The organism is Sulfuritalea sp. (assembly GCF_031426875.1).
Classification (GTDB): domain Bacteria; phylum Pseudomonadota; class Gammaproteobacteria; order Burkholderiales; family Rhodocyclaceae; genus Sulfuritalea.
On record NZ_JASJPC010000049.1, the window covers coordinates 57,876 to 83,956 of the forward strand.

19 protein-coding genes are annotated in these 26,081 nt (G+C 64.9%); 6 read left to right on the forward strand and 13 right to left on the reverse strand.

Annotated features, from left to right (window positions below):
* Positions 1-113 precede the first annotated feature (113 nt).
* The 4 genes from trxA (at position 114) to RMO95_RS19370 (ending at position 4,196) form a co-directional block, all read left to right on the forward strand.
* Positions 114-977, forward strand: a complete 864-nt coding sequence (gene trxA / locus RMO95_RS19355) for a thioredoxin (RefSeq protein WP_310452303.1) — start codon at positions 114-116, stop codon at positions 975-977.
* A 150-nt stretch (positions 978-1,127) separates the two neighbouring features.
* Positions 1,128-1,358 carry a DUF433 domain-containing protein gene (locus tag RMO95_RS19360; RefSeq protein ID WP_310452304.1) on the forward strand — a complete coding sequence of 77 codons (231 nt, stop codon included), beginning with the start codon at positions 1,128-1,130 and terminating at the stop codon, positions 1,356-1,358.
* Positions 1,355-1,717, forward strand: a complete 363-nt coding sequence (locus RMO95_RS19365; RefSeq protein ID WP_310452305.1) for a DUF5615 family PIN-like protein — start codon at positions 1,355-1,357, stop codon at positions 1,715-1,717. The genes RMO95_RS19360 and RMO95_RS19365 overlap by 4 nt, the downstream gene beginning before the upstream one ends.
* A 127-nt stretch (positions 1,718-1,844) precedes the next feature.
* Positions 1,845-4,196 carry a Tex family protein gene (locus RMO95_RS19370; protein WP_310452306.1) on the forward strand — a complete coding sequence of 784 codons (2,352 nt, stop codon included), beginning with the start codon at positions 1,845-1,847 and terminating at the stop codon, positions 4,194-4,196.
* Here the strand turns inward: RMO95_RS19370 and RMO95_RS19375 are convergent.
* From RMO95_RS19375 to RMO95_RS19415, 9 genes are all read right to left on the reverse strand, one after another.
* Positions 4,193-5,920 carry a diguanylate cyclase domain-containing protein gene (locus RMO95_RS19375; protein ID WP_310452307.1) on the reverse strand — a complete coding sequence of 576 codons (1,728 nt, stop codon included), beginning with the start codon at positions 5,918-5,920 and terminating at the stop codon, positions 4,193-4,195. The genes RMO95_RS19370 and RMO95_RS19375 overlap by 4 nt on opposite strands.
* A gap of 52 nt (positions 5,921-5,972) precedes the next feature.
* Complete coding sequence (locus RMO95_RS19380) at positions 5,973-7,010, reverse strand: isocitrate/isopropylmalate dehydrogenase family protein (RefSeq protein ID WP_310452308.1); 1,038 nt, start codon at positions 7,008-7,010, stop codon at positions 5,973-5,975.
* 214 nt (positions 7,011-7,224) lie between these two features.
* Positions 7,225-9,726 carry an ABC transporter permease gene (locus RMO95_RS19385; protein ID WP_310452309.1) on the reverse strand — a complete coding sequence of 834 codons (2,502 nt, stop codon included), beginning with the start codon at positions 9,724-9,726 and terminating at the stop codon, positions 7,225-7,227.
* A gap of 11 nt (positions 9,727-9,737) precedes the next feature.
* Positions 9,738-10,130: a type II toxin-antitoxin system VapC family toxin gene (locus RMO95_RS19390; protein ID WP_310452310.1), complete on the reverse strand. Its 393-nt coding sequence runs from the start codon at positions 10,128-10,130 to the stop codon at positions 9,738-9,740.
* Entirely contained in the window at positions 10,117-10,359 is a 243-nt protein-coding gene (locus RMO95_RS19395; RefSeq protein WP_310452327.1) for an AbrB/MazE/SpoVT family DNA-binding domain-containing protein, read from the reverse strand. Before RMO95_RS19395 ends, RMO95_RS19390 begins: the two co-directional genes overlap by 14 nt.
* A 105-nt stretch (positions 10,360-10,464) precedes the next feature.
* Complete coding sequence (locus RMO95_RS19400; RefSeq protein ID WP_310452311.1) at positions 10,465-12,357, reverse strand: SEC-C metal-binding domain-containing protein; 1,893 nt, start codon at positions 12,355-12,357, stop codon at positions 10,465-10,467.
* A 33-nt stretch (positions 12,358-12,390) separates the two neighbouring features.
* Positions 12,391-13,758 carry a DNA repair protein RadA gene (gene radA, locus RMO95_RS19405; protein WP_310452312.1) on the reverse strand — a complete coding sequence of 456 codons (1,368 nt, stop codon included), beginning with the start codon at positions 13,756-13,758 and terminating at the stop codon, positions 12,391-12,393.
* Positions 13,759-13,907: 149 nt separating this feature from the next.
* Positions 13,908-14,999 carry an alanine racemase gene (gene alr / locus RMO95_RS19410; protein WP_310452313.1) on the reverse strand — a complete coding sequence of 364 codons (1,092 nt, stop codon included), beginning with the start codon at positions 14,997-14,999 and terminating at the stop codon, positions 13,908-13,910.
* A gap of 5 nt (positions 15,000-15,004) precedes the next feature.
* Positions 15,005-15,922, reverse strand: a complete 918-nt coding sequence (locus RMO95_RS19415) for a LysR family transcriptional regulator (protein WP_310452314.1) — start codon at positions 15,920-15,922, stop codon at positions 15,005-15,007.
* Between the two features lie 254 nt (positions 15,923-16,176).
* On the opposite strand from RMO95_RS19415, the gene lplT reads away from it, so the two are divergent.
* Positions 16,177-17,442, forward strand: a complete 1,266-nt coding sequence (lplT, locus tag RMO95_RS19420; RefSeq protein WP_310452315.1) for a lysophospholipid transporter LplT — start codon at positions 16,177-16,179, stop codon at positions 17,440-17,442.
* A gap of 18 nt (positions 17,443-17,460) precedes the next feature.
* On the opposite strand, the gene RMO95_RS19425 is transcribed toward lplT, so the two are convergent.
* From RMO95_RS19425 to RMO95_RS19435, 3 genes are all read right to left on the reverse strand, one after another.
* Positions 17,461-18,867 carry an ATP-binding protein gene (locus tag RMO95_RS19425; protein WP_310452316.1) on the reverse strand — a complete coding sequence of 469 codons (1,407 nt, stop codon included), beginning with the start codon at positions 18,865-18,867 and terminating at the stop codon, positions 17,461-17,463.
* A complete protein-coding gene (locus RMO95_RS19430; protein ID WP_310452317.1) occupies positions 18,864-22,091 on the reverse strand; it encodes a CHASE domain-containing protein in 3,228 nt (1,075 codons plus the stop codon). The genes RMO95_RS19425 and RMO95_RS19430 overlap by 4 nt, the downstream gene beginning before the upstream one ends.
* 245 nt (positions 22,092-22,336) lie before the next feature.
* Positions 22,337-23,275, reverse strand: a complete 939-nt coding sequence (locus tag RMO95_RS19435) for a sugar ABC transporter substrate-binding protein (protein ID WP_310452318.1) — start codon at positions 23,273-23,275, stop codon at positions 22,337-22,339.
* Here RMO95_RS19435 and RMO95_RS19440 point away from each other — a divergent pair.
* A complete protein-coding gene (locus tag RMO95_RS19440) occupies positions 23,274-23,420 on the forward strand; it encodes a hypothetical protein (RefSeq protein ID WP_310452319.1) in 147 nt (48 codons plus the stop codon). The two genes, RMO95_RS19435 and RMO95_RS19440, sit on opposite strands and share 2 nt — an antisense overlap.
* 2 nt (positions 23,421-23,422) lie before the next feature.
* On the opposite strand, the gene RMO95_RS19445 is transcribed toward RMO95_RS19440, so the two are convergent.
* On the reverse strand, positions 23,423-25,507 hold the full coding sequence (locus RMO95_RS19445) for an ATP-binding protein (RefSeq protein ID WP_310452320.1): 2,085 nt from the start codon (positions 25,505-25,507) through the stop codon (positions 23,423-23,425).
* Positions 25,508-26,081 lie beyond the last annotated feature (574 nt).

Sequence of the window (26,081 nt, forward strand, 5' to 3'; positions counted from 1 at the left end):
ATTATACCCTGCCGCGTATCCCGGCCAGGCCAATTGCCGATGCCGAATTGCCTTGCGGGACCAAGCCTGAGAAACTGCAGCAAGACATGATTTTTGCGGAACAGTCCTTACCCATGAACGCCTTCTCGCTCGACGTCGGCAGCGCCGACTTTCAGGAAAAAGTCCTCGCCGCCTCGCACCGTGCACCGGTACTGGTCGACTTCTGGGCCGAATGGTGCGCGCCCTGCCGCATCCTCAAGCCGATCCTGGAAAAGCTGGCCGCCGAATACGGCGGACGTTTCATCCTGGCCAAGCTCAACTCCGACCAGAACCAGGAACTCGCCGCGCGCTATGGCGTACGCAGCATTCCCAACGTCAAGGCCTTCGTCAATGGCGAGATGGTCGATGAATTCACCGGCGCCCTGCCCGAAGCGCAGATCCGCGCCTTCATCGACAAGCTGCTGCCCTCCCCGGCCGAACCGCTGCGGCTAGCCGCCCGCGAGGCGCGGGCGCGGGGCGATGCGGAAGTCGCCTGTTCGCTGCTGGCGGACGCACTGCAACTCGACCCGGCCAATGAAATCGTGCAGCTCGATCTGGCCGAGATCCACATCGACGCACATCGAATCGATGCCGCCAGGACGATCCTCGACGCACTTGAGCATCGCGCCAAGGACATGGCCCGCCTCGGTGCGCTGCAGGCCCGGCTCAAGCTCGTCACCGCCGGAGCCGGCGCCGACCCGGCGGCACTCACCGCACGCATCGCCGCCAATGCCGGCGATCTCGATGCGCGCCTGCAACTGGCGCACGCACTGGCCCTGGTCCACGACTACCGCCCGGCGCTGGAGCAATTGCTCGAAATCGTGCGTCGCGATCGCCAGTGGCAGGACCAGGCCGCGCGCAAGACCATGCTCGATCTATTCACGCTGCTTGGCGGCAATGCGCAATACGACGACCTGGTGCGCGAATTCCGCATCCAGCTGGCGCGCACGCTGAACTAGGAGTCGGCGCTGACGGCACGGCGAATGCAGCACGCTGCTTGGAACGTATCAGCTTTGGAGCACTGGAAGTATCCCCATTGACCCAAATAGTTCTTGAACCAATAATCCCAACGCGCTACTGTGACCCAGAGTTTCGATAAGGAGCAAGGCATGGGACATCTTGATCGCATCACCCAGCAACCCGACGTGATGGGCGGCAAGGCGTGCATTCGCGGCCTGCGCGTCACCATCGGCATGGTCGTCGGTCAGATCGGTGCCGGACACAGCGTGGATGAGGTTCTCGCCGACTATCCTTACCTTGAACGCGAGGACATCATGCAGGCGCTGCGCTACGCCGCGTGGCGAGCCGAAGAACGCGAGGTCATGCTGCCCGCCGCATGAAGCTGCTGGTTGATATGAACCTGTCGCCACGCTGGACCGACGCCGGCATGGAGGCTGCCCACTGGTCAAACTTGGGTGCAAGTAACGCGCCGGACACGGAAATCATGGCCTACGCCCGAGCGAACGACTGCGTGGTGCTGACGCACGATCTGGACTTCAGCGCGATCCTCGCCGCTACCCAAGGCGAGAAGCCCTGCGTGGTGCAAATCCGTGCCGATGATGTCAGCCCGGACGCGATCGGCATGCAGGTCGTCGCCGCTCTGTTGCAGATGGCATCCGAACTGGAAGCCGGGGCATTGCTCACCATCGATCCGAGCCGCACCCGCTTGCGCGTGTTGCCATTGCCGTCGAGGAGCTGACATAGACCTGGTGCGCGAATTCCGCATCCAGTTGGCGCGCACGCTGAACTAGGCGGCTGTCAAGACTTGCCTTCGGCGGCGCCTGCCAGTAAGGTGCGCGCCCTGTCCCGTCGCTTTCAGGAAACCCATGCCGCCATCCATAGACTCGCGCATCGCGCAACGCATCGCCGACGAACTCGGCGTCCGCCCGCAGCAGGTTGCCGCTGCCGTGCAACTGCTCGACGAGGGCGCCACGGTGCCCTTCATCTCGCGCTACCGCAAGGAAGTCACCGACAACCTCGACGACACGCAGTTGCGCAATCTCGAAGAGCGTCTCAACTACCTGCGCGAGCTGGAAGATCGCCGCGCCGTGATCCTCGCCTCGATCGGCGAGCAGGGCAAGCTGACGCCCGAACTCGCCGCCGTCGTCGCCGCCGCGGAAACCAAGCAGAGCCTGGAAGACCTCTATCTGCCCTACAAGCAGAAACGCCGCACCAAGGCACAGATCGCGCGCGAAGCCGGCCTCGAAGCGCTGGCCGACGCGCTGTTCGCCGATCCGACCCTGACGCCCGAGACCGAAGCGGCGAAGTACGTGAATCCGCAGCAGGAACCGGCCGAGCTGCATGTGCCGGACATCAAGGCAGCGCTCGACGGCGCGCGCCAGATCCTGATGGAACGCTTCAGCGAGGATGCGGCGCTGCTGGCCAAGCTGCGGGCCTACCTCAACGACTACGCCTTGCTGGTGTCCACCGTGGTCGCCGGCAAGGAGATGGAAGGCGCGAAGTTTCGCGACTGGTTCGACTTCCGCGAAGCGATCAAGACCGTGCCCTCGCACCGCGCGCTGGCGCTGCTGCGCGGACGCAAGGAGGACATCCTGCGTTTGGGCATCAAGACCGACCAGGAACTGCGCGATCCGCCGGAAACCTCGCCCTGCGCCGGCATGGTCGCCAGTCACTTCGATATCCGCGACCAGGGCCGCGCCGCCGACAAATGGCTGCTGGAAACCGCGCGCTGGGCCTGGCTGGTGAAGCTCTCGCTGCACCTCGAAGGCGAACTGATGAACCAGTTGCGCGAACGCGCCGAAGAGGAAGCCATCCGCGTTTTTGCGCGCAACCTGCACGACCTGCTGCTGGCGGCGCCGGCCGGACAGCACACCGTGATCGGCCTCGACCCCGGCATCCGCACCGGGGTCAAAGTGGCGGTGGTCGATGCCACCGGCAAGGTGGTCGGCACCTCCACCATCTACCCGCACGAACCGCGCCGCGACTGGGAAGGCTCGCTCGCCACGCTGCGCCAACTGGCGCAGAAGCATGGCGCCGGCCTCATCAGCATCGGCAACGGCACCGCCAGCCGCGAAACCGACAAGCTGGCCGCCGAACTGATGCGCCGCCACCCCGAACTCAAGCTGACCCGGATCGTCGTCTCCGAAGCCGGCGCCTCGGTGTACTCGGCCTCCGAGCTGGCGGCACAGGAATTCCCCGATCTCGACGTGTCCTTGCGCGGCGCGGTATCGATCGCCCGCCGCCTGCAGGACCCGCTGGCGGAACTGGTCAAGATCGAACCCAAGGCAATCGGCGTCGGCCAGTACCAACACGACCTCAACCAGTCGCGGCTGGCACGCTCACTCGATGCCGTCGTCGAGGATTGCGTGAACTCGGTCGGCGTCGATGTAAATACCGCGAGCGCGGCGCTGCTGAAGCGCATCTCGGGACTCAACAGCACGCTGGCCGGCAACATCGTCACTCATCGCGACAGCCACGGCGCGTTCAAATCGCGGGCCGAACTGAAGGAAGTGCCGCGCCTGGGCGAGAAAGCCTTCGAACAGGCCGCCGGCTTCCTGCGCATCAGCGGCAGCGAGAACCCGCTGGACGCCTCGGCGGTGCACCCCGAGGCCTATCCGGTGGTCGAGCGCATCCTTGCCGACATCAAGGCCGGCGTGCGCGAACTGGTCGGCGACACGCGCCGGCTGCGCGCGCTCGATGCGAAGAAATACACCGACGAACGCTTCGGCCTGCCGACCGTGCAGGACATCCTCAGGGAACTCGAAAAACCCGGCCGCGACCCGCGTCCCGAGTTCAAGACGGCGTCATTCAGGGACGGCGTCGAGGAACTGCGCGACCTGGAGCCCGGCATGCTGCTCGAAGGCGTGGTGACCAATGTCACCAACTTCGGCGCCTTCGTCGATATCGGCGTGCATCAGGACGGGCTGGTGCATGTGTCGGCGCTGACCAATCGCTTCGTCAAGGACCCGCATGAAGTGGTCAAGGCCGGCGACGTGGTCAAGGTCAAGGTGCTGGAAGTCGATGCGGCGCGCAAGCGCATCGCGCTGACCATGCGCCTGGCCGACGAGGTCCCTGCGCCGGGAACCCAGCCTGGACCAAGAGTTGGCGCTGGCGGCGCGGCGAATCGCGGCAGCATTGCCGGCAAACCCGCAACCGCAAAGCGTGAGACGGAAACGTCCGGCGCCATGGCCGCGGCCTTCGCCAAACTCAGGCGCTAGGCGCCCGGCACGGCGTCCGGACAGATGCGGAAGGCATTGCGCGTACTGTCCTTGACGCCATAGAGCGCGGCATCGGCGTTGCGCTGCAAGCTCTCGGCATCCGTGCCGTGTTCGGGAAACAGCGCAATGCCGATGCTGCAGGAAATATGCGCGGTACCGGCCTGCAGTTCGAAGGGACGCGCGAGGTCGGCGACGATGCGCGCCGCAATCTCCTCGACTTCGGTTCTCGATCCGACCTCAGCCAGGATCGCTGCAAATTCGTCGCCGCCCAGCCGCGCCACGGTGTCCGCGGCGCGCACGCTGAGGCGCAGGCGGCGGGCGGTCTCGACCAGCAAGTCGTCGCCGGCGGCGTGGCCGAACCGGTCATTGACCGCCTTGAAGTGGTCGAGGTCGATGAAGCACAGGGCCAGGCCGCGCCCATGGCGCTGCCCCAGCGCCATGGCAACCCGCAGGCGGTCGGCGAACAGCGCACGGTTGGGCAGGTCGGTCAGGGGATCGTGGTAGGCGCGGTGGCGCAGTTCCTCTTCCAGTTGCTTGCTGCGCGTGATGTCGGTCAGCGTCGCCACGCAGCGCACCGGCCGGCCCGCATGTTCGACGCGACTGATCGCCAGCCAGACCACGAATACCTCGCCATTCTTGCGCCGGTTCCAGACCTCGCCCTGCCAGCGGCCCTCGCGGCAAATGCTCTGCCACATGTCGGCATAGAACTCCGGCGCATGCCGCCCCGAACGCAGCAAGGACGCCGGCTGCCCCACCACTTCGGCCGCGGCATAGCCGCTCATCTGTGAAAACGCCGGATTGACCTCGATGAAATTGCCATGCTCGTCGGTCACGATGATGGCCTCTGCCGCATTGTCGAAAACCGCCGCGGCGAGTTCGCGATCCGCCAGTTGGTGCTCCAGGGCCGCATTGGCCTGCGACAAGGCCTGGGTGCGTTCGACGATCACCCGCTCCTGTTCCATGGCCAGGTTTTCCAGCGCCAGCACATGGCCGCGCGTACGCGCCACCAGCAATTGCAGCAAGGCAGCCGCCACGCCGAACATCAGCAGATGCACCGCTCCCGAGCGGATGCGGCCGGCGTCGCGAATCTGCAGCAGTTCCGCCGCGGGCATGGTCACGGAAATGCCGCCGCGGACTTGACCCAGCACGTAGCCCTGCCCCTGATGGCATTGCAGGCAGGCCTCGGTCACCCTGAGCGGCGCCATGTAGCGATGTGCGGGCGAGGCACCGGGAACCAGTTCGATGACTTCGGCCAGTCCCGCCTCGAAGCGGCGCAATACCTCGGCTTCCCAGGCATCCGGCGCGTTGCCCGGACGCACCGGCTTGAGGCTGGTCAGGTGGAGCTGAATGCCATCGGCCTGCTGCGCGATCTCGGCGATTTGCCGGGTCATGTAGGCCGGGTTGATCATGGTCAGCGCAATGCCTTCCTGCGTGACCAGATCGCGCCGCGGGTGTTCGAGATAGGGGTTGGGCGGGGTGGCTTCGGTCACCGGCACGTAGACGCCGCCGTGGCGCGCGTTCCAGTCGCGCGCCAGCTCCACCAGGCGGAACAGCGCGGCCCCGCGCTCGCGCGCCACCGACGCCATGTTGGCGTCGGCCTGCCGCCAGTCCAGCACGAAGGACGCCAGCACACCGATCATCACCACCGCCAGGATGATCGGCGGGCGGGTCCACAGCCCTGAAAGACTGCCCCGCATGTAAGGGCGACTCAATGGCGCGTGCATGCGCCATTATGCAGCAGGCGGCGCGCCGCGCCCGCTGCGGCCGGCCCGGCGATCAGCCCTTGATGCGCGCGACCAGGGCCTTGGCGTACTGGTCGGTGGTGGCGGTGCCGCCCAGGTCGCCGGTACGCACCTTGTCCTTGTTCAGAACGTCGTCGATGGCCTGGCGCAAGCGGTCGCCGAGGTCCTTGCGCTTGACGTGGTCGAGCATCATGGCGGCCGCCATCATCAGCGCGGTGGGATTGGCGATGCCCTTGCCCGCGATGTCCGGCGCCGAACCATGCACCGCCTCGAAAATCGCTGCCTGCTCGCCGATGTTGGCGCCCGGCGTCATGCCCAGGCCGCCGACCAGGCCGGCGATCTCGTCGGAGAGGATGTCGCCGAACAGGTTGGTGGTGACCAGCACGTCGAACTGCCAGGGGTTCATCACCAGCTTCATGGCGCAGGCGTCGATGATCACTTCTTCGAATTCGAACTTGCCCTGATACTGATCCTTGTACATCTGCTGCGCGGTTTCGAGGAAGATGCCGGTCAGCGCCTTCATGATGTTGGCCTTGTGCACCACGGTGACCTTCTTGCGGCCGTTGGCGATCGCGTAGTCGAAGGCGAACTTGAGGATGTTGCGGCAGCCCTGGCGCGTATTGATGCCGGTGGCCATGCCCACGGCATGGGGGTCGCCGTCGATGGGAACGTAATGCTCGTAACCCATGTAAAGGCCTTCGATGTTCTCGCGGCACAGCACCAGATCGATGTTCTCGAAGCGCCCGCCGGGGATCAGCGACTTGCCCGGCCGCAGGTTGGCGTAAAGCTTGAACTTCTCGCGCAGGCGCACGTTGGACGAACGGTAGCCGCCGCCCGAGGGGGTTTCCAGCGGCCCCTTGAGCGCCAGCCGGGTGCGCTCGATCGAATCGATCGTGGCCTGCGGCAGCGGATCGCCGAAAGCCGTGACACCGGCCAGTCCGGCGACACAGGTTTCCCATTGGAAGGGCGCGCCGAGGGCGTCGAGCACTTCAATGGTCGCGGCGGTAATCTCGGTGCCGATGCCATCGCCCGGAATCAGGGTGGCAGGAATTAGGGTCTGGGTGGTGCTCATGGGGATCTCCGGGGGAGTGCTGCATGCAATGAAACGGCGTCTGGCAGCGATCAGCCAACGATCGCCGGACCAGGAAGCCTGACCAGGAAGGATGCCACGGGTGGCTGAACGGCCGCTTACAGTCCCCGTGGCGGCGGCAGAATTATACGCAATCCCTATTGCACCATACGCGGCATCTATTCGCGCCGACGCCCTGCCCGACGCCGGCGCCGGCTTACTGCGCCGCGCGCAAGGCCGGCAGCGCCGACTGGCGCAGCATCGAGGAAGCCCCCAGCCAGCCGGCGACCACCACCAGCGCCATCCCGGCCAGCAGGCCGATCAGCCACAATTCCGGCTGCGGCAGGTAGTCGAGGCGAAACGCAAAGCGCGCCAGGCCCCAGCCGATCAGGCTGGCGGCGATGCCGGCGAGCAGGCCGGCGAGCGCACCGAGCGCGGCGAACTCCGCCAGCAACGCGCTGGACAGTTGCCGGCTGCGGGCACCCAGCGCGCGCAGCACGGCCAGCTCGTGACGGCGCTCGTCGCTGCTGGCCTGCAGGGCCGCGTAGAGCACGGCCAGGCCGGCCAGCACGGCAAAGCCGAACACCAGTTGCACGGCGCGCGCGACCTGATCGATCGTCGCATGCAACTGCCTGACCAGTGCCGCGACATCGATCACGGTGATGTTGGGAAAGGCCCGCACCAGTTCCGGGATCGCAGCGGCCTGGTCGGCCGGCAGGTGGAAGCTGGTGATGTAGCTGGCTGGGTAGTCGCCGAGCACGGCCGGCGGTGACATGACGAAAAAATTGACGCGCATCGAGTCCCAGTCGAGTTTGCGCAGGCTGGTGATCACGGCTTCGACCCGGTTGCCGGCGATGTCGTAGGTCAGGCGATCGCCGAGCTTGAGGTTCAGCGTTTCGGCCAGGCCCTGCTCCACCGAGAACTCCGCGGCCCGCGTTTCGCCATGCCAGCGCCCGCCGCTGACGGTGTTGCCGGCCGGGATCCGGGCCGACCACGACAGGTTGAATTCGCGATCGACCAGGCGCTGGGCGCGGTCGTCCGTATAGCTCTCCGGGCCTACGGCCTTGGCATTGACCTGCACCAGGCGGCCGCGCACCATCGGTTCGAGTTGCGGCGCCGGCAGGCCGCGCGCCTTGAAGAAGTTGGCGATGGCGACCCGCTGATCGGGCTGGATGTTGATCGCAAAACGATTCGGCGCGTCGGCCGGCACGCGCGCCTGCCAGCTGTCGAGCAGGTCGCCGCGCGCCACGGTGAGCAGGAGCAAGGCCGTCAGCCCGAGAGCCAGCGCCACGGCCTGCACCAGCGTTGCCGCCAGGCGCCGGCGCAGATTGGCCAGGCCATGGCGCCAGCCATAACCGCGCCCGGCCGGACGCAGGCGGCCCAGCGCGGCGAGCAGCAGGCGCGCCATCAGCGCGAAGAAGCCCAGCGCAGCAAGGAAACCGGCCAGTACGATCAGGCCCAGGCGCAGGTCGCCGGCCATCCACAGCATCAGCGCGGCCAGCACTGTCGCACCCAGCAGGTAGGCGCCGACCGAAGCAGGCTCGGACCCGCTCCACTCGCGCCGCAGCACGCGTATCGTCGGCACGCGCTTCAGGCGCAAGAGCGGCGGCAGGGCAAAGCCGACGATCAGCGTAAGTCCCACCAGCAGCCCATGCAGCCAGGGCAGCAGCGAGGCTGCCGGCAGATGGGTCACCATCAGGCCCGCCAGCAGTTGCTGCAGGGCCGACTGCACGACATAGCCGACGCCGCAACCGGCCAGTGTGGCGGCCAGGCCGAAAATCAAGAATTCGCCGCCATGGATCAGCAGCAGTTGCGCCCCCGAGGCGCCCATGCAGCGCATCACCGCGCAACCGTCGAGGTGGCGGCGCATGTAGCGCTCGGCGGCCAGCGCCACCGCCACCGCGGCAAGTATCACGGCCAGCAAGGCGGCGAGGCGCAGGAAGCGCTGCGCTCGCTCGGTCACATTGCGCACTTCGGGCCGCGCATTGTCCAGGCTTTCGATCTTTTCGCCGCGCCCGAGCTGCGCCGTCGCCCAGCTTTCATACGCCGCCACGACGGGCGGCTCGCCGGCCAGATGCAGGCGATAGCTGACGCGGCTGCCGTTCTGGATCAGGCCGGTCGCCGGCAGGTCGGCGAGATTGATCATCAGGCGCGGCGCCAGCGCAAACACGTTCATGCCGCGGTCGGGTTCCAGGGTCAGGATCGGGCCGCTTTGGACCCTGATGTTTCCCAGCGCCAGCGCTGTGCCCGGCGCCAAACTCAAGGTAGTCGCCAGGCGCTCGTCGGGCCAGGCCTCACCGGCTTGCGGCACGCGCGCCGTATCGGCATCGACGGCGTTGAGCACGGCCGCGGTGCGCAAGGACCCGCGCAGCGGATAGCCCGCCGACACGGCCTTGATCTCGGCCAGCACAGCCGCCTCGCCCAGGCTGACCATGCTCGGGAAGGTGGCGCTCTCGGCCCGGCGCAGGCCGCGCGCCGCCGCCTCCCGGCGAAAGCGCTCGGGCCACGGATGATCGGCGGTCAGCAACAGGTCGCCGCCGAGCAACTGGTGGGATTGCAGCTTGAGCGCCTGCTCGACGCGGTCGGTCAGAAAACCGACGCTGGTCAGTGCCGCCACCGCCAGCACCAGCGCCAGCCCAAGCACCGTGAGTTCGCCGGCGCGCCAGTCGCGCGCAAGCATGCGCAGGGCAAGTTGAATGGAAATGAAGATTCGTGTCACTTAACGAGGTGTCAACGAGGTATCAAGCGTACGCCGGGCAATTTGCCGAGCTTGCGATCGAATGTGAGCAGTTCGCATCCCGCCTCCGCGCTTTCCGCCAGGATCATGCAGTCGGCAAAATCGGCATGACCGGCCAGATACTGCTGAAGCGCAACACGAAACATTTCCGGGCGCTGCAAATGGAAAGCGGGATGACCGGCGATCGCGCCCAGGGCGGCTTGCAGGCGCGTCTTGCTCAAACCGTAGGCGCTGACGAGAACCCAGACCGTCTCGATCTGCACGACCTGGGAGACGAACACCTCGCCGGCCTCGCTCACGACCTGCCGGGCAGCCCGACACTGATCGGAAGCCGTTGCATCATCGACCAGCACACGCACCAACACGTTGGTATCAACCGCGAGCATGACGCCTTCGACCGGCAGAAATCGCTTCCTCCATCTGCTCCAGCGTCGCTCCCTTGCCGCTCTTGACGATGCCAAAAACCGCCTCGATGGCGGTTTCCTGGCGCTGAAGAACGATCCGATCCCCTTCCGCGACAAAGCCCACGCGATCGCCAGGCTTGATGCCCAGCCGTTCGCGCAATTCGATGGGGATCGTGACTTGCCCCTTGGTGGTAACCGACGAACTCAGCATGATGATCAATGTATTACGTTGTTTGGCCGGTATTACTATAGCAGGTAGTAATACCTGAGGCAAAACGCCTGATACGATGGACCGCCAAGCGGCGCTCGTGCGCCATTACGCGCCCTTCGCCGCCTTTTTCAGCCAGGCCAGGGCACCGAGTTCCTGCCACAGAAAGAGCCAGTCCATCCGGTAATACCAGGCCTCGTCATCGCCGCCGATCTCAACCGTATCGACATCCAGCTGCGGCGTGCGCGGCCGGGCGGCAATCAGGGTTTTCAGGATTTTCGGTCGTTGCCTGCGCGCCTCGGCGAGCGCAGCAGCCGCGGCATCGAGCCGGCCCAAGCGATGCAGGGCCAGCACGCGGGCATAGAGCATGGCGCCGAGGCCGTCGTCGCGATAACGCTCGCAAAGCGCCAGGGCATCGGCAACACGGCCGCGCAGGATCATCATTCGCGCCAGGTTTTCGCGCAGCCCCTGGTTGTCGTTCGGGTTGAGCGTGGTCACCAGCCATTCGAGCAGGCGCAGCCTTTCGCCATCGTCGTCCAGCCGGTCGATGTGGGCGGCCAGCAGACGCAAGGCCGGACGATTTTCCAGCCAGCCCCATTCCAGCAGACAGCCTTGAGCCTGGTTGCGGGCGATCACGGCTTCCAGCAGCGCCGTCGCATGGGCCAGCAAACCGTCCAGCATCCCGGCAAGATCGTCATCGACATCGTCAGCGAAGAGATCCGCGCCGTCGATGACCGCTACCACGTCGTCCATGATGCGGAAACTCTGCCAGGCCGGCGGATTGGCGGCCAGCCAGTCCAGCCATTCGGTATCTTCCCAGGGAGAGAAATCATCGAGATCCTCCCAGGCCGACGGAAACACTTCTTCCCATTCCTGTTCCAGCGCACTCAAGGTCGGGTCCGCTGCCAGTTCGCCGGCGTTGCCGTTCTCTGGATGCAAGGCATAGCGGCACTCCGGCTCAGGCAGGTCTTCCAGCAGGTCGATCAGGGCGAGCGCCCATTCATCGCTTGCCCCGAAAATGTCGTCCGCATCATCCGGTTCACCCACCATCATGGCCAGTGCCGCGGCGGGGTTCTCGCTCATCGCGCGCAGAAACTCCAGCAGCGGATCGCCATCCTCGACCAGGCCCTGGCGCGTCAGTCTCGTCAGCCAGAACTGCGCCCGGTCTTGCGCGCGCTCGATATTGCCTTCGGCCGTCAGCATGATGACTTCAAGGTGCGACAGCGCCGGATTGTCCGGCTGCAGGCGCTGGGCCTGGGTGAAAACCTGCCAGGCCTCGGGCCAGCGACCGGCATCGGACAGCACGGTGCAGCGGCGATGCAGCGCCGCGCATTTCAGCGTCGGATCATCCGCGCCCAGCATGCGCTCGACCAGCGCCTCGCGCTCTTCCGGCATGCCGAGGTGGAGGTAGGCATCGCCCAGCATGTCGAACGCCGCCTCGTGGCGCGCATCGAGCTTGTGCACGTCGGCGAGCAGCGGCACCAGGAGAAAGCTGACCTTGTCGGGATGGCCTTCCTGCAGCCACTGGTCGGCGACGAAGGCCAGTTCTTCGGCCGAGAGATGGCGGAAAGGCAATGTCGCGTAGGCCGACAGGGGAAGGTCTTCGAGCACGTACTTGAGCAGGCTAAGGCCTTGCGCGTCGAAGGGCGCGGCGCCCGCGAAGCGCCCGCAGCATTGCTTGTACTTCTGTCCGGAGCCGCATTGACAGGGACTGTTGCGCTCCTGCTTAGGCATGGGCAACGGACGAAAGCCGTTGTCGGGGCGCGGCACGTGGTTCCAGATTTCGCGGAACAGCACGCTGCACAGCGCACGGCGGGCCTCCGCGTCATTTTCCGCAGTGGCGAGGGCCAATTGCGGCGCCAGTTCGGGCAGGACGTCGATGAAGCGGGACAGTCCGAGCGCGAAATCGCGGGTACCGCATACCAGGCGGGTGGCTTCGCGCATCAGCAGGTCGATTTCGGCGGTGCTCTCTGTGTCGAACTCCATATCATCGTCTTGCATGAAAAGCATCCTTGTCTGAAAACTGGTGCTGTATTACCACGCCCGCATCTGCTCGATGGCCTGCTCGACGCGGTCGAGCGCGATGACCTCGATGCCCTTGATCGCCTGCCTGGGCGCATTCGCCTTGGGCACGATAGCCTGGGTAAAACCCAGCTTGGCGGCTTCCTTGAGACGTTCCTGGCCGCGCGGCGCAGGGCGGATTTCGCCGGCCAGGCCGACTTCGCCGAACACCACCAGCTTGCCCGGCAGCGGCTTGTTGCGCAGCGAGGAAACGATGGCCAGCAAGACCGCGAGGTCGGCCGCCGGCTCGGCGATCTTGACCCCGCCGACGGCATTGACGAACACGTCCTGGTCGCCGCAGACGATCCCGGCATGACGATGCAATACCGCCAGCAGCATCGCCAGGCGGTTCTGTTCGAGACCGACCGTGAGCCGACGCGGACTAGGCGCCTGCGAGGCGTCGACCAGCGCCTGGATTTCCACCAGCAGCGGCCGCGTGCCTTCCTGGGTGCACAGCACGCAGGAACCGGCGACGTCGAGCGCGTGCTGCGAGAGGAACAGCGCCGAAGGATTGGCGACGCCGCGCAGTCCCTTCTCGGTCATGGCGAACACGCCCAGCTCATTGACCGCGCCGAAGCGGTTCTTCACCGCGCGCACCAGACGGAAGCTGGAATGCGTGTCGCCCTCGAAATACAGCACGGTATCGACCATGTGCTCCAGCACGCGCGGCCCGGCCAGGCTGCCTTCCTTGGTGACATGGCCGACCAGGATCACGCAGGTGCCGCTTTGCTTGGCGAAGCGCGTCAGTTGCGCCGCGCATTCGCGCACCTGGGCCACCGAGCCCGGCGCAGACTGCATGGCGTCGGACCAGACGGTCTGGATCGAATCGATCACCGCGACCGCCGGGCGCAGCTTGACCAGCGTGGCGAGGATTTTTTCCAGGTTGATCTCGGCCAACAGCTGCATGCGGCCGACATCGAGCTGCAGGCGTCGGGCGCGCAGCGCGACCTGCTCGCCGGATTCCTCGCCCGAGACGTAGAGCACTTTTTCGCTGGCCTGCGCCAGGCGCGCCAGGGCCTGCAACAGCAGGGTCGACTTGCCGATGCCGGGATCGCCGCCGATCAGCACCACGCCGCCGGCGACCAGGCCGCCGCCCAGCACGCGGTCGAATTCCTCGACGCCGGTGGGCTGGCGCGGTTCCTCGCGCGGACGAATCTCGGCCAGCATCTGCAAGCCGCTGGCGCCGCCCAGCGCGGCGAAATTGCGCCCCGCCGGGGCAGCGGTTTCGACCACCGCCTCGACCAGGGTGTTCCACTGCCCGCAGCCGGGACACTGGCCCTGCCACTTCGGGGAACTGGCGCCGCACTCGGTACAGGAATACTGGGTCTTGGCCTTGGCCATTAATCCGGCGCCGATCGGTTAACCGCTTTTGACGCAGAGAGCGCAGAGGCGCAGAGAACGCAGAGCAATTCCAAAACAATAAGCTTGCCTCTGTGCCCTCTGCGCCTCTGCGTCCTCCGCGTTGAAAGAGTTTGCATTTCAGTACTTCGCTAATTCACGTCGATCAGCGGCACGCGCGCGGCCAGGGCACAGAACATTTCATAGGAAACGGTGCCGGCTGCCGTGGCGACGTCGTCCGCCGCCAGGTACATGTTTCCCGCCCCGCCCCACAGCGTCACCGTGTCGCCAACGCCAACTGTTGACGGCAGCTCGCTCAGATCGACGCAGATCTTGTCCATCGAGACGCGGCCCAGGGTCCGCGTGCGCTGTCCGGCGACCTGCACCGGCGTGCCGGTCGGCGCATGGCGCGGGTAGCCGTCGCCGTAGCCGCAGGCCACGATACCGATGCGCATCGGGCCTTCGGCGACAAAGCTGCTGCCGTAGCCGACCGCAGCGCCGGGCTCAAGATTGCGCACCGCGATCAGTTCGCTCTCCAGGGTCATTACCGGCTGCAGATCGAGAGCGACGGCGCTTTGCATGGCCGGGAAAGGCGAGGAACCATAAAGCATGATGCCGGGCCGCACCCAATCCCCGATCGCCTCGGGAAAGCGCAGCAAGGCCGCCGAGTTGGCCAGACAGGCGGGCAGCATGCGTTTGCCTGAAACCGAGCGGAAGCGCTCGAGCTGGTGCTGGATGCCGCGCGCTTCGTCGGCATCGGCGAAATGCGTCATCAGCGTTACGGATTCAAGGCAGTCGGCGGCCACCAGCCGGTCCAGCGCCGCGGTGAAGTCGTCGGCGTCGAAACCGAGCCGGTTCATGCCGGTATTCAGCTTCAGGTAAACCGGCTGGCGCCGCGGAAGGCAGGCGTCGATCAGCGCGTCGACCTGCCACATCGAATGCAGTACCGGCGTCAATTCGAGTTCGGCGAACAGCGGCAAATCGTCGGCCTGGTAGGGACCTTCCATCATCAGGATCGGATGGGCGAACCCGGCATCGCGCAGCGCCATGGCGCCTTCGAGTTCCACCAGGGCAAAGCCGTCGGTGGCGTCGCTCAGGGCGCGCGCCGCAGCCAGCAGGCCGTGGCCATAGGCGTCGGCCTTGACCACGCTCCAGACCCGGGCCGCGCCTGCATGCTGCTTCACGACGCGGTGATTGTGGCGCAGCGCCGCCCAGTCCAGGCGCGCGCGTATCGGTCGCGACATTTCCGCTAGGCGGGCTTCTTCGCGATCAGGAGGGCATGCAGCCGCGCCGAAGCGAATTCGACAAAGGTGGCCACCAGCCGCGAGCGGAACTTTTCCTTCGGATAGACCATCGACAGCGTGCGGATCAGGCGCGGCTTGAGCGGTATCGCCACGATGTCGCCGAGCCGCTGTTCCTTGGTCACCGACGAACGCGAAGCGATGGCGAAACCGAGTCCGGTTTCGACCACGCCGTTCAACGCAATCGGACTGCCGAGTTCCATCACGACGTTCATCTGATCGAGCGAGATGCCCGAACTGCGCAGGTAGTTCTCGGTGAATTCGCGCGTGCCGGAACCCGGCTCGCGCGAAATGAAGGCATGTTCCAGCAGCTTCTGCGGCGTCAACTCCTTGTGCCGCGCCAGCGGAAAACGCGGATGGCAGATCACCACCAGTTCGTCGTCGCAGCACACCTCGCACTGCAGATTCGGCTCATGCGACAGCGACTCGATGAAGCCGATATCGATGGTGTGCTCGATGACGCGATTCTCGATCGACTCGGAATTGCCGACCATCAGGCGTGCACGCACGTTCGGGTAGGTCGACTTGAATTCGCCGAGGATGCCGGGCAGCATGAATTCGGCGATCGTGGTCGAGGCGCCGACCATCAGGGAACCGCCGATCTCGCCGGTCAATTCCGACAGGCGCACGTCCATTTCCGCGCCCAGCCCGAGAATTCTTTCCGCATAGCCGAGCACGACTTCGCCGGCCGGCGTCAGGGTGATCCGTCCGTGACCGCGATCGAAAAGCCGCGTATTGAAATGCTCTTCGAGCTGCTTGATCTGAAAAGTCACGGCCGGTTGCGTCATGAACAGCACTTCGGCTGCCTTGGTGAACGACAACTGCTTGGCAACCGCGTGAAAAACCTGGAGCCGGCGATCGGCCATACCCACTACCTCCGGATAGAAGAATTGCTGTTTGGGCGGTATTCAATCACAAATCATCTCCCATGAGCGCATTTTATGTCTCCGTCGCAAGCGACGGAGACGGTATCCCCTTGCGGGATATGCCCCCGGCGCATCAGGCGGGGACGCTATCCCATATGGATATACTGGATGCTGCACTGCAGCATCCCGATTGCACACTTCTTTCGTGATATAACCCCGCTGGCCAAAACACGGCCGGACCACCGGCCACATCAATGAGCACAGGTTTCTACATCATCATGGCGGCGCAGTTCTTTTCCGCGCTCGCCGACAACGCCCTGCTGATCGCCGCCATCGCCATTCTGCGCGACATGCACGCGCCGGCGGAATACGAACCGCTGCTGAAAACCTTCTTCACTGTCTCCTATGTCGCCCTGGCCGCCTTTGTCGGCGCCTTTGCCGACTCGATGCCGAAATGGCGGGTGATGTTCATCAGCAACGGCATCAAGGTCTTCGGCTGCAGCCTGATGTTCTTCGACATGCATCCCCTGATGGCCTACGCCGTGGTCGGACTCGGCGCTGCCGCCTATTCGCCGGCCAAATACGGCATCCTCACCGAATACCTGCCGCACCGGCTGCTGGTGGTCGCCAATGGCTGGATCGAAGGCCTTACGGTCGCTGCGATCATCCTCGGCGTGGTGCTGGGCGGAGCCCTGATCAGGCCCGAGATCGCCTACGGCCTGCTCGCAATGGATTTCCCGCTGATCGACACCGGCGTCGACACCGTGGCCGAAATGACGCTGATCATCATTGGCGCGCTGTACCTGATCGCCGCATTGTTCAACCTCTATATTCCGGATACCGGCGTCGACCACAAGCCGCTGAAGAAGAATCCGGTCTATCTGTTCCATGAATTCAACCACTGCCTGAAACTGCTGTGGCGCGACAAGCTGGGCCAGATCTCGCTGGCCGTCACCACCCTGTTCTGGGGCGCGGGAGCGACGCTGCAGTTCATCGTGCTGGAATGGGCCAAGGTGGCAATGAATCTGGACCTGTCCAAGGCCAGCATGCTGCAGGGCGTGGTGGCGGTCGGCGTGGCCATCGGCGCCATGCTCGCAGCGAAAATGATCACCCTGAAGAAGTCGGTGCGCGTGATTCCGCTGGGCATGGCCATGGGCGTCGGCGTCATCGTCATGATCGGCGTGCGCGACATGTGGCTGGCGGCGCCGCTGCTGGTGCTGATCGGTATTTTCTCGGGCTTTTTCGTGGTGCCGATGAACGCGCTGTTGCAGCATCGCGGCCACATCCTGATGGGCGCCGGGCATTCGATCGCGGTGCAGAATTTCAACGAGAATCTGTCGATCCTGATCATGACCAGCACCTACTCGGTGCTGCTCAAGGCCCACCTGTCGATCTACTGGATCATCGTACTGTTCGGCATGTTCGTCGCCGGCGCCATGTGGCTGGTGAAGCGGCAGCACCAGATCAACCAGTGTGAGCGCGACGACGTCGCCCACCTGGACGACGCGGCACATCACTGAGCGAAGAACGCCAATCCGTCAGCCGGGATGGCGGACCGGCAGGACGATGCGGAAGATCGTTCCCTTGCCGACTTCACTTTGCGCCTCGATGCGTCCCAGGTGCTTGTGCACAATGCCGTAGGAGACCGACAAGCCGAGTCCGGTGCCCTTGCCGACCGGCTTGGTGGTGAAGAACGGATCGAAAATGCGCGACAGGTTTTCCTTGGCTATTCCCGAGCCGGTATCCGCAACCTCGATCCAGACCTGGTCGCCGGCAACCCCGGTGCGGATCGTGATCTTGCCCCGTTCCTTGCCAATCGCCTGGGCCGCATTGATCACCAGATTCATGATCACCTGGTTGAGTTGCGACGGCAAACATTCGATCTCCGGAATCGCTCCGTATTCCTTGATGATATCGGCCTGGTATTTGACGTCGTTGCCGACGATGTTCAAGGTGGCGTCGATACCCCGATGCAGATCAGCCCACTGCCAGTCCTGGTGTGAATCGACACGCGAAAAATCCCGCAAGTCCTGGACGATTTGCCGCACCCTGACGAGACCCTCTCGTGTCTCTTTCATCAGCGACGGAATGTCTTCCCTGAGATGGTCGAGTTCCAAACGCACACGCAAGCTTTTCAACGCCGCGACAACGTCTGCCGATCCGATCGAGGCTTCCGCGCCTTCATACGCGGAAATCATGTTCAACAAGTCCTCGACATAGTCATTGAGGGTGCTGACGTTGGAAAGTACAAAGCCGACCGGATTGTTGATTTCGTGGGCAACGCCCGCCGCGAGTTGCCCGATGGAGGCGAGTTTCTCGGACTGCACCAAACGGCTCTCCAACTGCTTGCGCTCCATGATTTCTGCCGTCAAGGCGTTGTTGGCACTCTGTATGCCCTCGGTACGCTCATGCACCGCCGCCTCCAGATCGGCCATCTTCAGGGCGGCCTGCTGGGTCAGCTGGCGCTTGGCGGTCAGGGCATTCGCCAATTGGAAAACCTCGATGGCATCGAAAGGCTTCTTCAGGATCAGCAGCCGGTCGCCCACGGCGAGACGCCGCAGGATTTCATCCCAGGAATAGTCGGCGTAGGCGGTGCAGATCACGATCTGCAACTGGGGGTCTTGCTGCCACAGTTGTTCGATGGTTTCGATGCCGTCCCATCCCGGCGGCATGCGCATGTCGACGAAGGCCATGGCATAGGGTTGGCCGGCGGCGAGGGACTGGCAGACCTTGGCCAGGCCTTCCTGGCCTTGATACGCGGAGTCGAGTTCGAAGCCGGCGGCGACCGCCTGCGTCCCGCCGCCGAACAGCGCTGCCTCGACCTCGTCCAGTTCGGCGGCCCGTGCCGGATTGCCGAGCACCTTGCGGAAATCTTCGTGGATCGATGGCATGTCGTCGATCAACAGGATGCGGCGGTTCGGCGCCATGTTTTCCCAGGTGTTCATGCCGCGATTCTTTCGGTGTTGAGGGGCAGTTCGAGCGTAAAGCTCGCGCCCTGGCCCGGCCCGTCGCTATGCGCGGTCAGGGTGCCGCCCATCTCGCGGGCCGCCAAGGCGCAGCTGTGCAGGCCGAAACCGTGGCCGCCCTTGCGCGTGGTGAAGCCGTGGGCAAAGATGCGCGTCAGGTTTTCCGCCGGAATACCGTCGCCGTCGTCGGCGACGCAGACGCGCAAGCTGCGGCCGTCGGCGCCATCGACGAGATTGGCGCGCAGGATCAGCCGGTGCGTACGGCCGGTGACGCCGTCCATCGCCTGCTTGGCATTGCCGATCAGGTTCACCAGGATCTGCAACACCCGGTGCTTGTCCAGCGGCAGCAAGGGCAAGTCGGCAAATTCCCTGACCACCGTCACCTGATGCCGCGTCAGATCCGCGGCGGTCATGCGCAAGGCATCCTCCAGCAGATCCCGGACCGGGACCGTTTCGACCACGCTGACGGTACCGGCATAGGCTTGCTGGGTGGCGACGATGTCCTTGATGTGCCCGACGCTCTTGCTCAGCTGTCCGATCTCATCGAGCAGGCTTTGTTGCTCGGCAGCCAGGGCGGCGGCCAGCTTGCCCAGGTAATCCGGCAGCCGCCGGCCCTTCTCGTCGCGGGTGAGGAAGTCGGCGAGATCGGCGCTGTGCTCATCCATCATCTGCACCACCCGCGCCAGCCCCGACGCCTTGGAAGCCCGCACCTGATTGTCGAGCACGCCGGCGGAGATGTTCACACTGTTGAGAACGTTGCCGACGTTGTGCAGCACATTGGTGGCGATTTCCGCCATGCCCGCCTGCCGGGATTTCGCGTGCAGTTCGGCCTGCACCTGGCTCATGCGCAGCGCCGCGCGCACGCGAGCCTTGAGTTCCAGGGGCGAGAAAGGCTTGGCGATATAGTCGTCGGCGCCGCTCTCCAGTCCGGAGACGCTGGCCTCGCTGCCGCCGCGGGCGGTCAACAGGATTACCGGCAAATGCGCGAAGCCGGCACTGGCCTTGATCCGGGCGGTCAGGCCAAAGCCGTCGAGCTCGGGCATCATCACGTCCGAGACGATGACATCGATCGGACGGTGCTGGAGGAGTGTCCAGGCCTTCTCGCCATCCGCCGCGGTGGCGACGCTGTAGTCGTCGCGCAGGAGTTCGCCGAGATAGTCCAGCATCTCCGGGCTGTCGTCCACCACCAGCACCCTGGAGCGCAAGGCCTGTCCGGGCAGCGGCTCGGCATCCGCTCCTTCTGCCGTTGGCCGCTCAATGCCGTGGTCAGTGCCGTGGCCATGGCTGCCGTCGTCGAAGCGCAGGCGGCGCTGCTCGATTCTGCTCGTGCTGCGCGAAGTACGGACGTGGATATCGCGGGCTTCGGCCGGGACGTGCTGCTCCGTTCCCAGCGGCAGTCGAACGGTGAAGCATGAGCCGCGTCCGGGTTCGCTGTCGACGCCGACTTCGCCCCCCATCAGTTCGGCCAACTCCTTGACCAGGGCGAGACCGATGCCGGTGCCGCCGTACTGGCGCGTGGCGGAGCTATCAATCTGGGAAAAACGCTGGAACAGCAGCGGCAGTTTGTCGGGCGCAATGCCGATGCCCGAGTCTCGTACCGCCAATTCGAAGCGCTCACCGGCGAGCGGCGTCACCTCCAGATGCACGGTGCCACCGGCTGGAGTGAACTTGATGGCATTGCTCACCAGATTGAGAAGAATCTTCTCGAAGTGCCCAGGGTCGAGGAACACGGTGCCGAGCGCGGGATCGATGCGCCAGGTCAAGGCGCAGCCCTTGCCCTTGGCCACCAGCGCCGCATCGTCGGCCAGCCCGCCCACCATCTTGACCAGATCGACCGGCGCCGGGCGCACATCGAATTTGCCGGCTTCGGCCTTGGAGAAATCGAGAATGTCGTTCACCCGGTTCATCAGGCGCAGGGCATTGCGCTGGGCCCGGTCGACTTGTGTCCGCCAGTCCGGCAGGAGATGGCCCGTTTCCAGCAGTTGTTCGAGGGGAGCGAGGATCAGCGTGAGCGGCGTGCGCAGTTCGTGGCTGACGTTGGCGAGGAAATCGCTTTTCGCCTGATTCGCCGCCTCGGCGGCGTTCTTGGCTCGCTTGAGTTCGGTCTCCAGCTTGGTGCGCTCGGCGATTTCCGTTTCCAGGCCGGCATTGAGGCCGGCCAGCGCGCGCGCCCGCTGCCGATTCAGCAGCAAGGACCACACCACCGCGGCGAACAGGACGCTGACCAGCAGGCCGCCGACCAGCATGATGCGTGGCTTTTGCGTGTCGATACCGGCATCGAAAGCCGGCAACGAATCGAAGCGCAGGGTCCATTGGTGTCCGTCGAAATCGAAGGCCCGGTCGTCGCTGAACGATGGCGTCGGCGGCGCGCCGCGAATGCCGTCGAGCGTGTCGTACATTAGACTCTCGGTGGCAGCGGCGGCGCCGTCGAACACCCGCAGCCGGATGTCGGGCAGCTGCTCCGGCCCGAGGATGCCCTGCATCAGATCGCCCATGCGGAAGGTCGAGCAGACGTAGCCGTCGAGCGCCGCCTGACGCTCATCGATCGTGGCGTGGGCAGCGCCCTTGCGGAAAACCGGCAGGCACATGACGAAGCCGCTCTGTACTCCGTCGGCAACTTCCTGGGCCAGCTTTACTTTGCCCGACACCGAAGGCAGGCCGGTATCCTGGGCGCGTTTCAGCGGCTCGCGCAGCGCCGGGTCAGTGAACATGTCATAACCGAGGGCACGCGCATTGCGCCAGTCGGCCGGTTCCATGAACACGATAGGAGCATATTCGGCGCGCTCGCCGGGCGGCTGGATTGCGTAATCCGCGAGTCCTTCGCCGCGGATCCTTTGCCGATGCGCGGCCAGGTCGGCCCGCAGTACGTGCGGCGAGTAGCCGATACCCTGGATGCCGAGGAAGTTCTTTTCGATTTCGAGGGTGCGCACATAGGTGGCCCACTCGTCGCGCGTGACATCCTCGCTCGCCGCGAACAAGCCGACCGCGCCGCGCAGCACCTGTTCGTAAGCCAGCAGGCGCTGCTGGGTTGCCACCTGGGCTTCGGCGAGCTTGAAGTCGAAGCGCTGGCGGGCGATCTGCGTGCTTTCGGCCGAACTGTTCCACCACAAGCCGAGCGTGACGGCGACCAGCAGCGCCAGCGTAAGCAAAGCGGCCAGGATGGCCTGCCGATTTCCGGCGAGGCTGGGCGCTGGCAGTTTCATTTCGGCAAACCTTTGACGTGAAGCACTTTGTACGGAGTCCCCTGTGACAATCGCGCGTAGCACGCCGAACGGTAACCCCCCGCGAGGGGGCGAGGCGGGAATTCGCGACGCATGCGTCGCGCCGCCGCAGCCGGCTGGCTGTGCAAAGCCAGCCGTGGGCCGCGCAGCGGAGGGGGGCGGGCGAACAATTGGCTTTTCGCGAGTTTCATTTTCAGCGAGTGGCGCTTGGTGCCATGAGCGTGAACTCAGGGATGCTCGGCGATGTAGCCGTCGGCATTCTCGCGGGTGGTCAAGGCGGCCGGCTGCAACTGCAGCGGCGGCAGCTTCTTGCCGGCGAGCAGATCGAGCGCCGCGTCCAGGCTCAGCCGACCCATGGCCTGGGTACGCTGCGTCATGGTCGCGGCGAGCACGCCGCTCTTGACCGCCTTGAGCCCGCGGATGTCGCCGTCGAAGCCGACCACCAGCACCTTGTGGTCGAGATTCGCCACCTTGACCGCCTGCGCCGCGCCCAGGGCGAGAGCGTCGGCGCGCCCGAACAGGACCGTAATCCGCGGGTTGCTTTGCAGCATGCCCTGCGCGATCTTGAAGCCTTCATCCTGTAACCAGGTCTGGCTGGCCTGTTTCGCCACCACGGTGAGCCCCGGCGCCTTGGCCAGCGCTTCGTTGAAGCCCTTGTCGCGATCCATCTCCGGCGTGGTGCCGAGCTGGCCCTGGATGATGCCGACGCTGCCCTTGCCGCCCGTCATCTTGACCACATAGTCGCCGAGGGTGCGCGCGGCAGCCACACTGTCGGTGGCGATGAAGGTATCCCCCGGCGCATCGGGCGGGTTGCGGTCCACGGTGACTACCGGAATCTTCGCCGCCCTGGCCGCCTTTACCGGCAGGCCGGCGGCGCTGGCGCCGGCGGGAATGTAAATCAGCGCGTCGATCTTGCGCGCAAGCAGGTCTTTGATCTGTCCGGCCTGGAGCGCGGCATCCCCCTTGGCGTCGACCGTGATGATCTCGACTCCCCTGGTTTTTCCCGACGCTTCGACCGACTGCTTGATCTGGTTGAAAAAGTCGGCCTGCAGATTGGCGACCGCCAGCCCGATGCGGACTTTCTTCGCTTGCGCCAACGCCTGCTGCGAGACCAGGGCTACCGTCGCGCAAACGGCTGCGGCCACGACTCTATGCGCTAATTTCATGATGATGTCCTTTCCTGAATTGGAGCGAATGGCGACGCTCCGGCCGTTCGCCAGTTGCGGGCGCCGGATTGCCGAGCGCCTCGCGGAAGTCCTCATCGAAGGCCGGCATGTTGCCGATCGAGAAGATGCGTTGGTTGAACAATAGCCTCATCCGGCGATCTCCGCAGTTTTCATCGGGAGGAGAAGGGTGAAGGTCGCGCCCTGGCCCGGCCCGTCGCTGAGTGCGGTCAGGCTACCGCCCATTTCCTGCGCGGCCAGCACGCAACTATGCAGCCCGAAGCCGTGGCCGTCGGGGCGGGTAGTGAAGCCATGGCTGAAGATGCGCGTCAGGTTTTCCGCCGGGATACCTTCACCCTCGTCCGTCACGCGGATCCGCAGCTTTTCGCCGTCCCCGTCATCGACGACATCGACGCCCAGGGTCATCCGATGCGAGCAGTCGGCAACGGCGTCCATCGCCTGCTTGGCATTGCTGATCAGGTTCACCAGAATTTGCATGACCCGGTGCCGGTCCAGCGGCACCAGGGGCACTTCGGCAAACTCCCTGACCACGCTCACATCGTGGCGCTCCAGCGAGCCGGCGTTCAGGCGCAGGGCATCTTCCAGCAAGTCCCGGATCTGCATCGACTCGACCATCCGCGAAGCGCCAGCGTAGGACTGCTGGGTGGCGACGATATCCTTGATGTGATCGATTTTTTTGGTCAGTTGCGCCAGTTCCTCGATGCTGCTCCGCTGCTCCGCGACCAACGTCGCCGCCAGCTTGTTGAGATAGTTCGGCAGGAGCTTCCCCTTCTCGTCGCGGGTGAGGAAGTCGCCTAGATCGGCCGCGTGCTCGTCGATCATCTGGACTGCGAGGGCCAGCCCCGCGACCTTGGAGGCGCGCACCTGGCTGCTCACCAGGCCGGCCGAGATATTGACGCTATTGAGGACATTGCCGACGTTATGCAAAACATTGGTGGCGATTTCGGCCATCCCGGCCTGACGGGCGGCGCTCAGCAGTTCGCTTTGGGTCTCGCGCAGTTCGCGAGTGATTTTCTCGTTGTCGCGGAGCGCCGCCTCGGCGGCTTCCTTGGCCGCGGCGAGTTCCTCGACCATCCGGCTGCGCGCCTCCAGCAACTCGTTGCGTTCCTGCTGCAAGGCGAGATCGCGCTCGGCGCGTTGTCGCTCGACCTGCTCGATGGTCAGCACCCGCTCGGCTTCCTTCAGTCGCGCCGTGCGTTCCTCCACGTCGCGCTGGACGCGTCCCAGCAGGAAATGGAAAAACAGCATCAAGCCGCCGCCGATCATGGCGCTCACGAGCACCACGCCGATGACTCCCCGGCGCCGCTCCGCCGCGCGCAGCGTGATGTCGCGCAGCACCACCAGTTCGCCCAGTTCCTGGCCGCGCAGGTTGGCGAAGGGGACGACGATGGTCTGGGCGACCCGTTGCTCCCAGTCGATCTCGAACGTACGCCTGCCGTGTTGTTCCTTCAGCGCGCCGAAATAGGCGGCGATCGGCGCTGGAATCTCCGGCGTGGTGCGGCTCAGCACCACCACCGCGGGAAATTCGTCCCAGGGCACCGGCCGCACATTCTTGGCCTGCGCTTCCTCCCATTTCGCCCGGTCGAAGAAGGACTTGTTGATGGCGACGAAGACCTGCACATCGAGAAAGTTCTTGATGCTTTGCATGATGTCTTCGAACTCGATACCCATCTCCAGGTAGCCAATCACCTCACCGTTGCTGATCCAGGGATATGCCACGCGCAGCGTGAAACTGCCCAGCGGGCCCTGTTCGTTGCCCCAGAAGGGTTTGCCGGTGCGCTGCGCTTCCTGCAGGACGAAGCGGTCGATCCGGTCGCCATGCTTGGTGGGCGCCTGCACGCGCAGCAGCATGGTCCGGTCGGGCAGGATGTAGTAGAAGTGGGTGATGCGGTTCCTGGCCCTGATCTCGTTCAGGATCGGGGTGGACAGCTCCAGCAGCCGCTGCCGGTCGCGGGCGCGCAAGGCCGTTTCGAGATGGCGGTCCCCCAGGACCAGTTCCATGATCGAGCGCATGACCTTGATGCCTTCGGCGGATTGCTCGCGAAACATGACCTCGACCGATGCCGCGGTGCGGGCGATATCCTCGGCCTGGCGGTGTCGGGTCTCGATGACGAAGATCGAAACAAAGACAATCACCAGCAGCAGCATTGCCGCCGCCAGGGGAAGAAGCACGCGCCAGCGAACGCCGGAGGCGACGGAACGAACGTCGTTCACTTGTGCTGAAAGACCGCTACTAGCCATCTTCCCTGTGAGGGTTTTCAGGAGCATGGTGTTGCCCGCCGGATCCAGGGTTCAGTCGCATCGACCGCGTGCCAAGGACAATCGCGTAATACCAACGATCTATGGACCGCCGCGGCGACATATCGTTCGCCACGGCATCGTGCCTGCGACCTGCGGCGGCTTCGTTTTCCCACACTGCCGGAGGTCTTATCCGGACCGGCCCTGAAAGTTGGCGCTGGCGAGACGGCAAGCACCGGCCGCAGGTGCAAGACCCGCAGGTGCCAGTACGCAGACATGTTGAAACCGACGGATGCAGGAGCGAGCTTGCTCGCGATAGCGGCTTATCGCGAGCAAGCGCGCTCCTACAGGGAATGCGCCTTTTCCCTGTTGACTGGTTACTGGACCTCGATGGCGCGCTTGCGGAATCTTCAGTGCGCATGGAGCTATGCCGACCGACATATGTCTTTGGATATATGCCTTGAAAATGTGGCTATTTTCATTAAATAACTTGCCTCACTGCTGTCCGGTTAAATTGAAGGTGGAATCGCTGTAAGCCATGACTGACAAG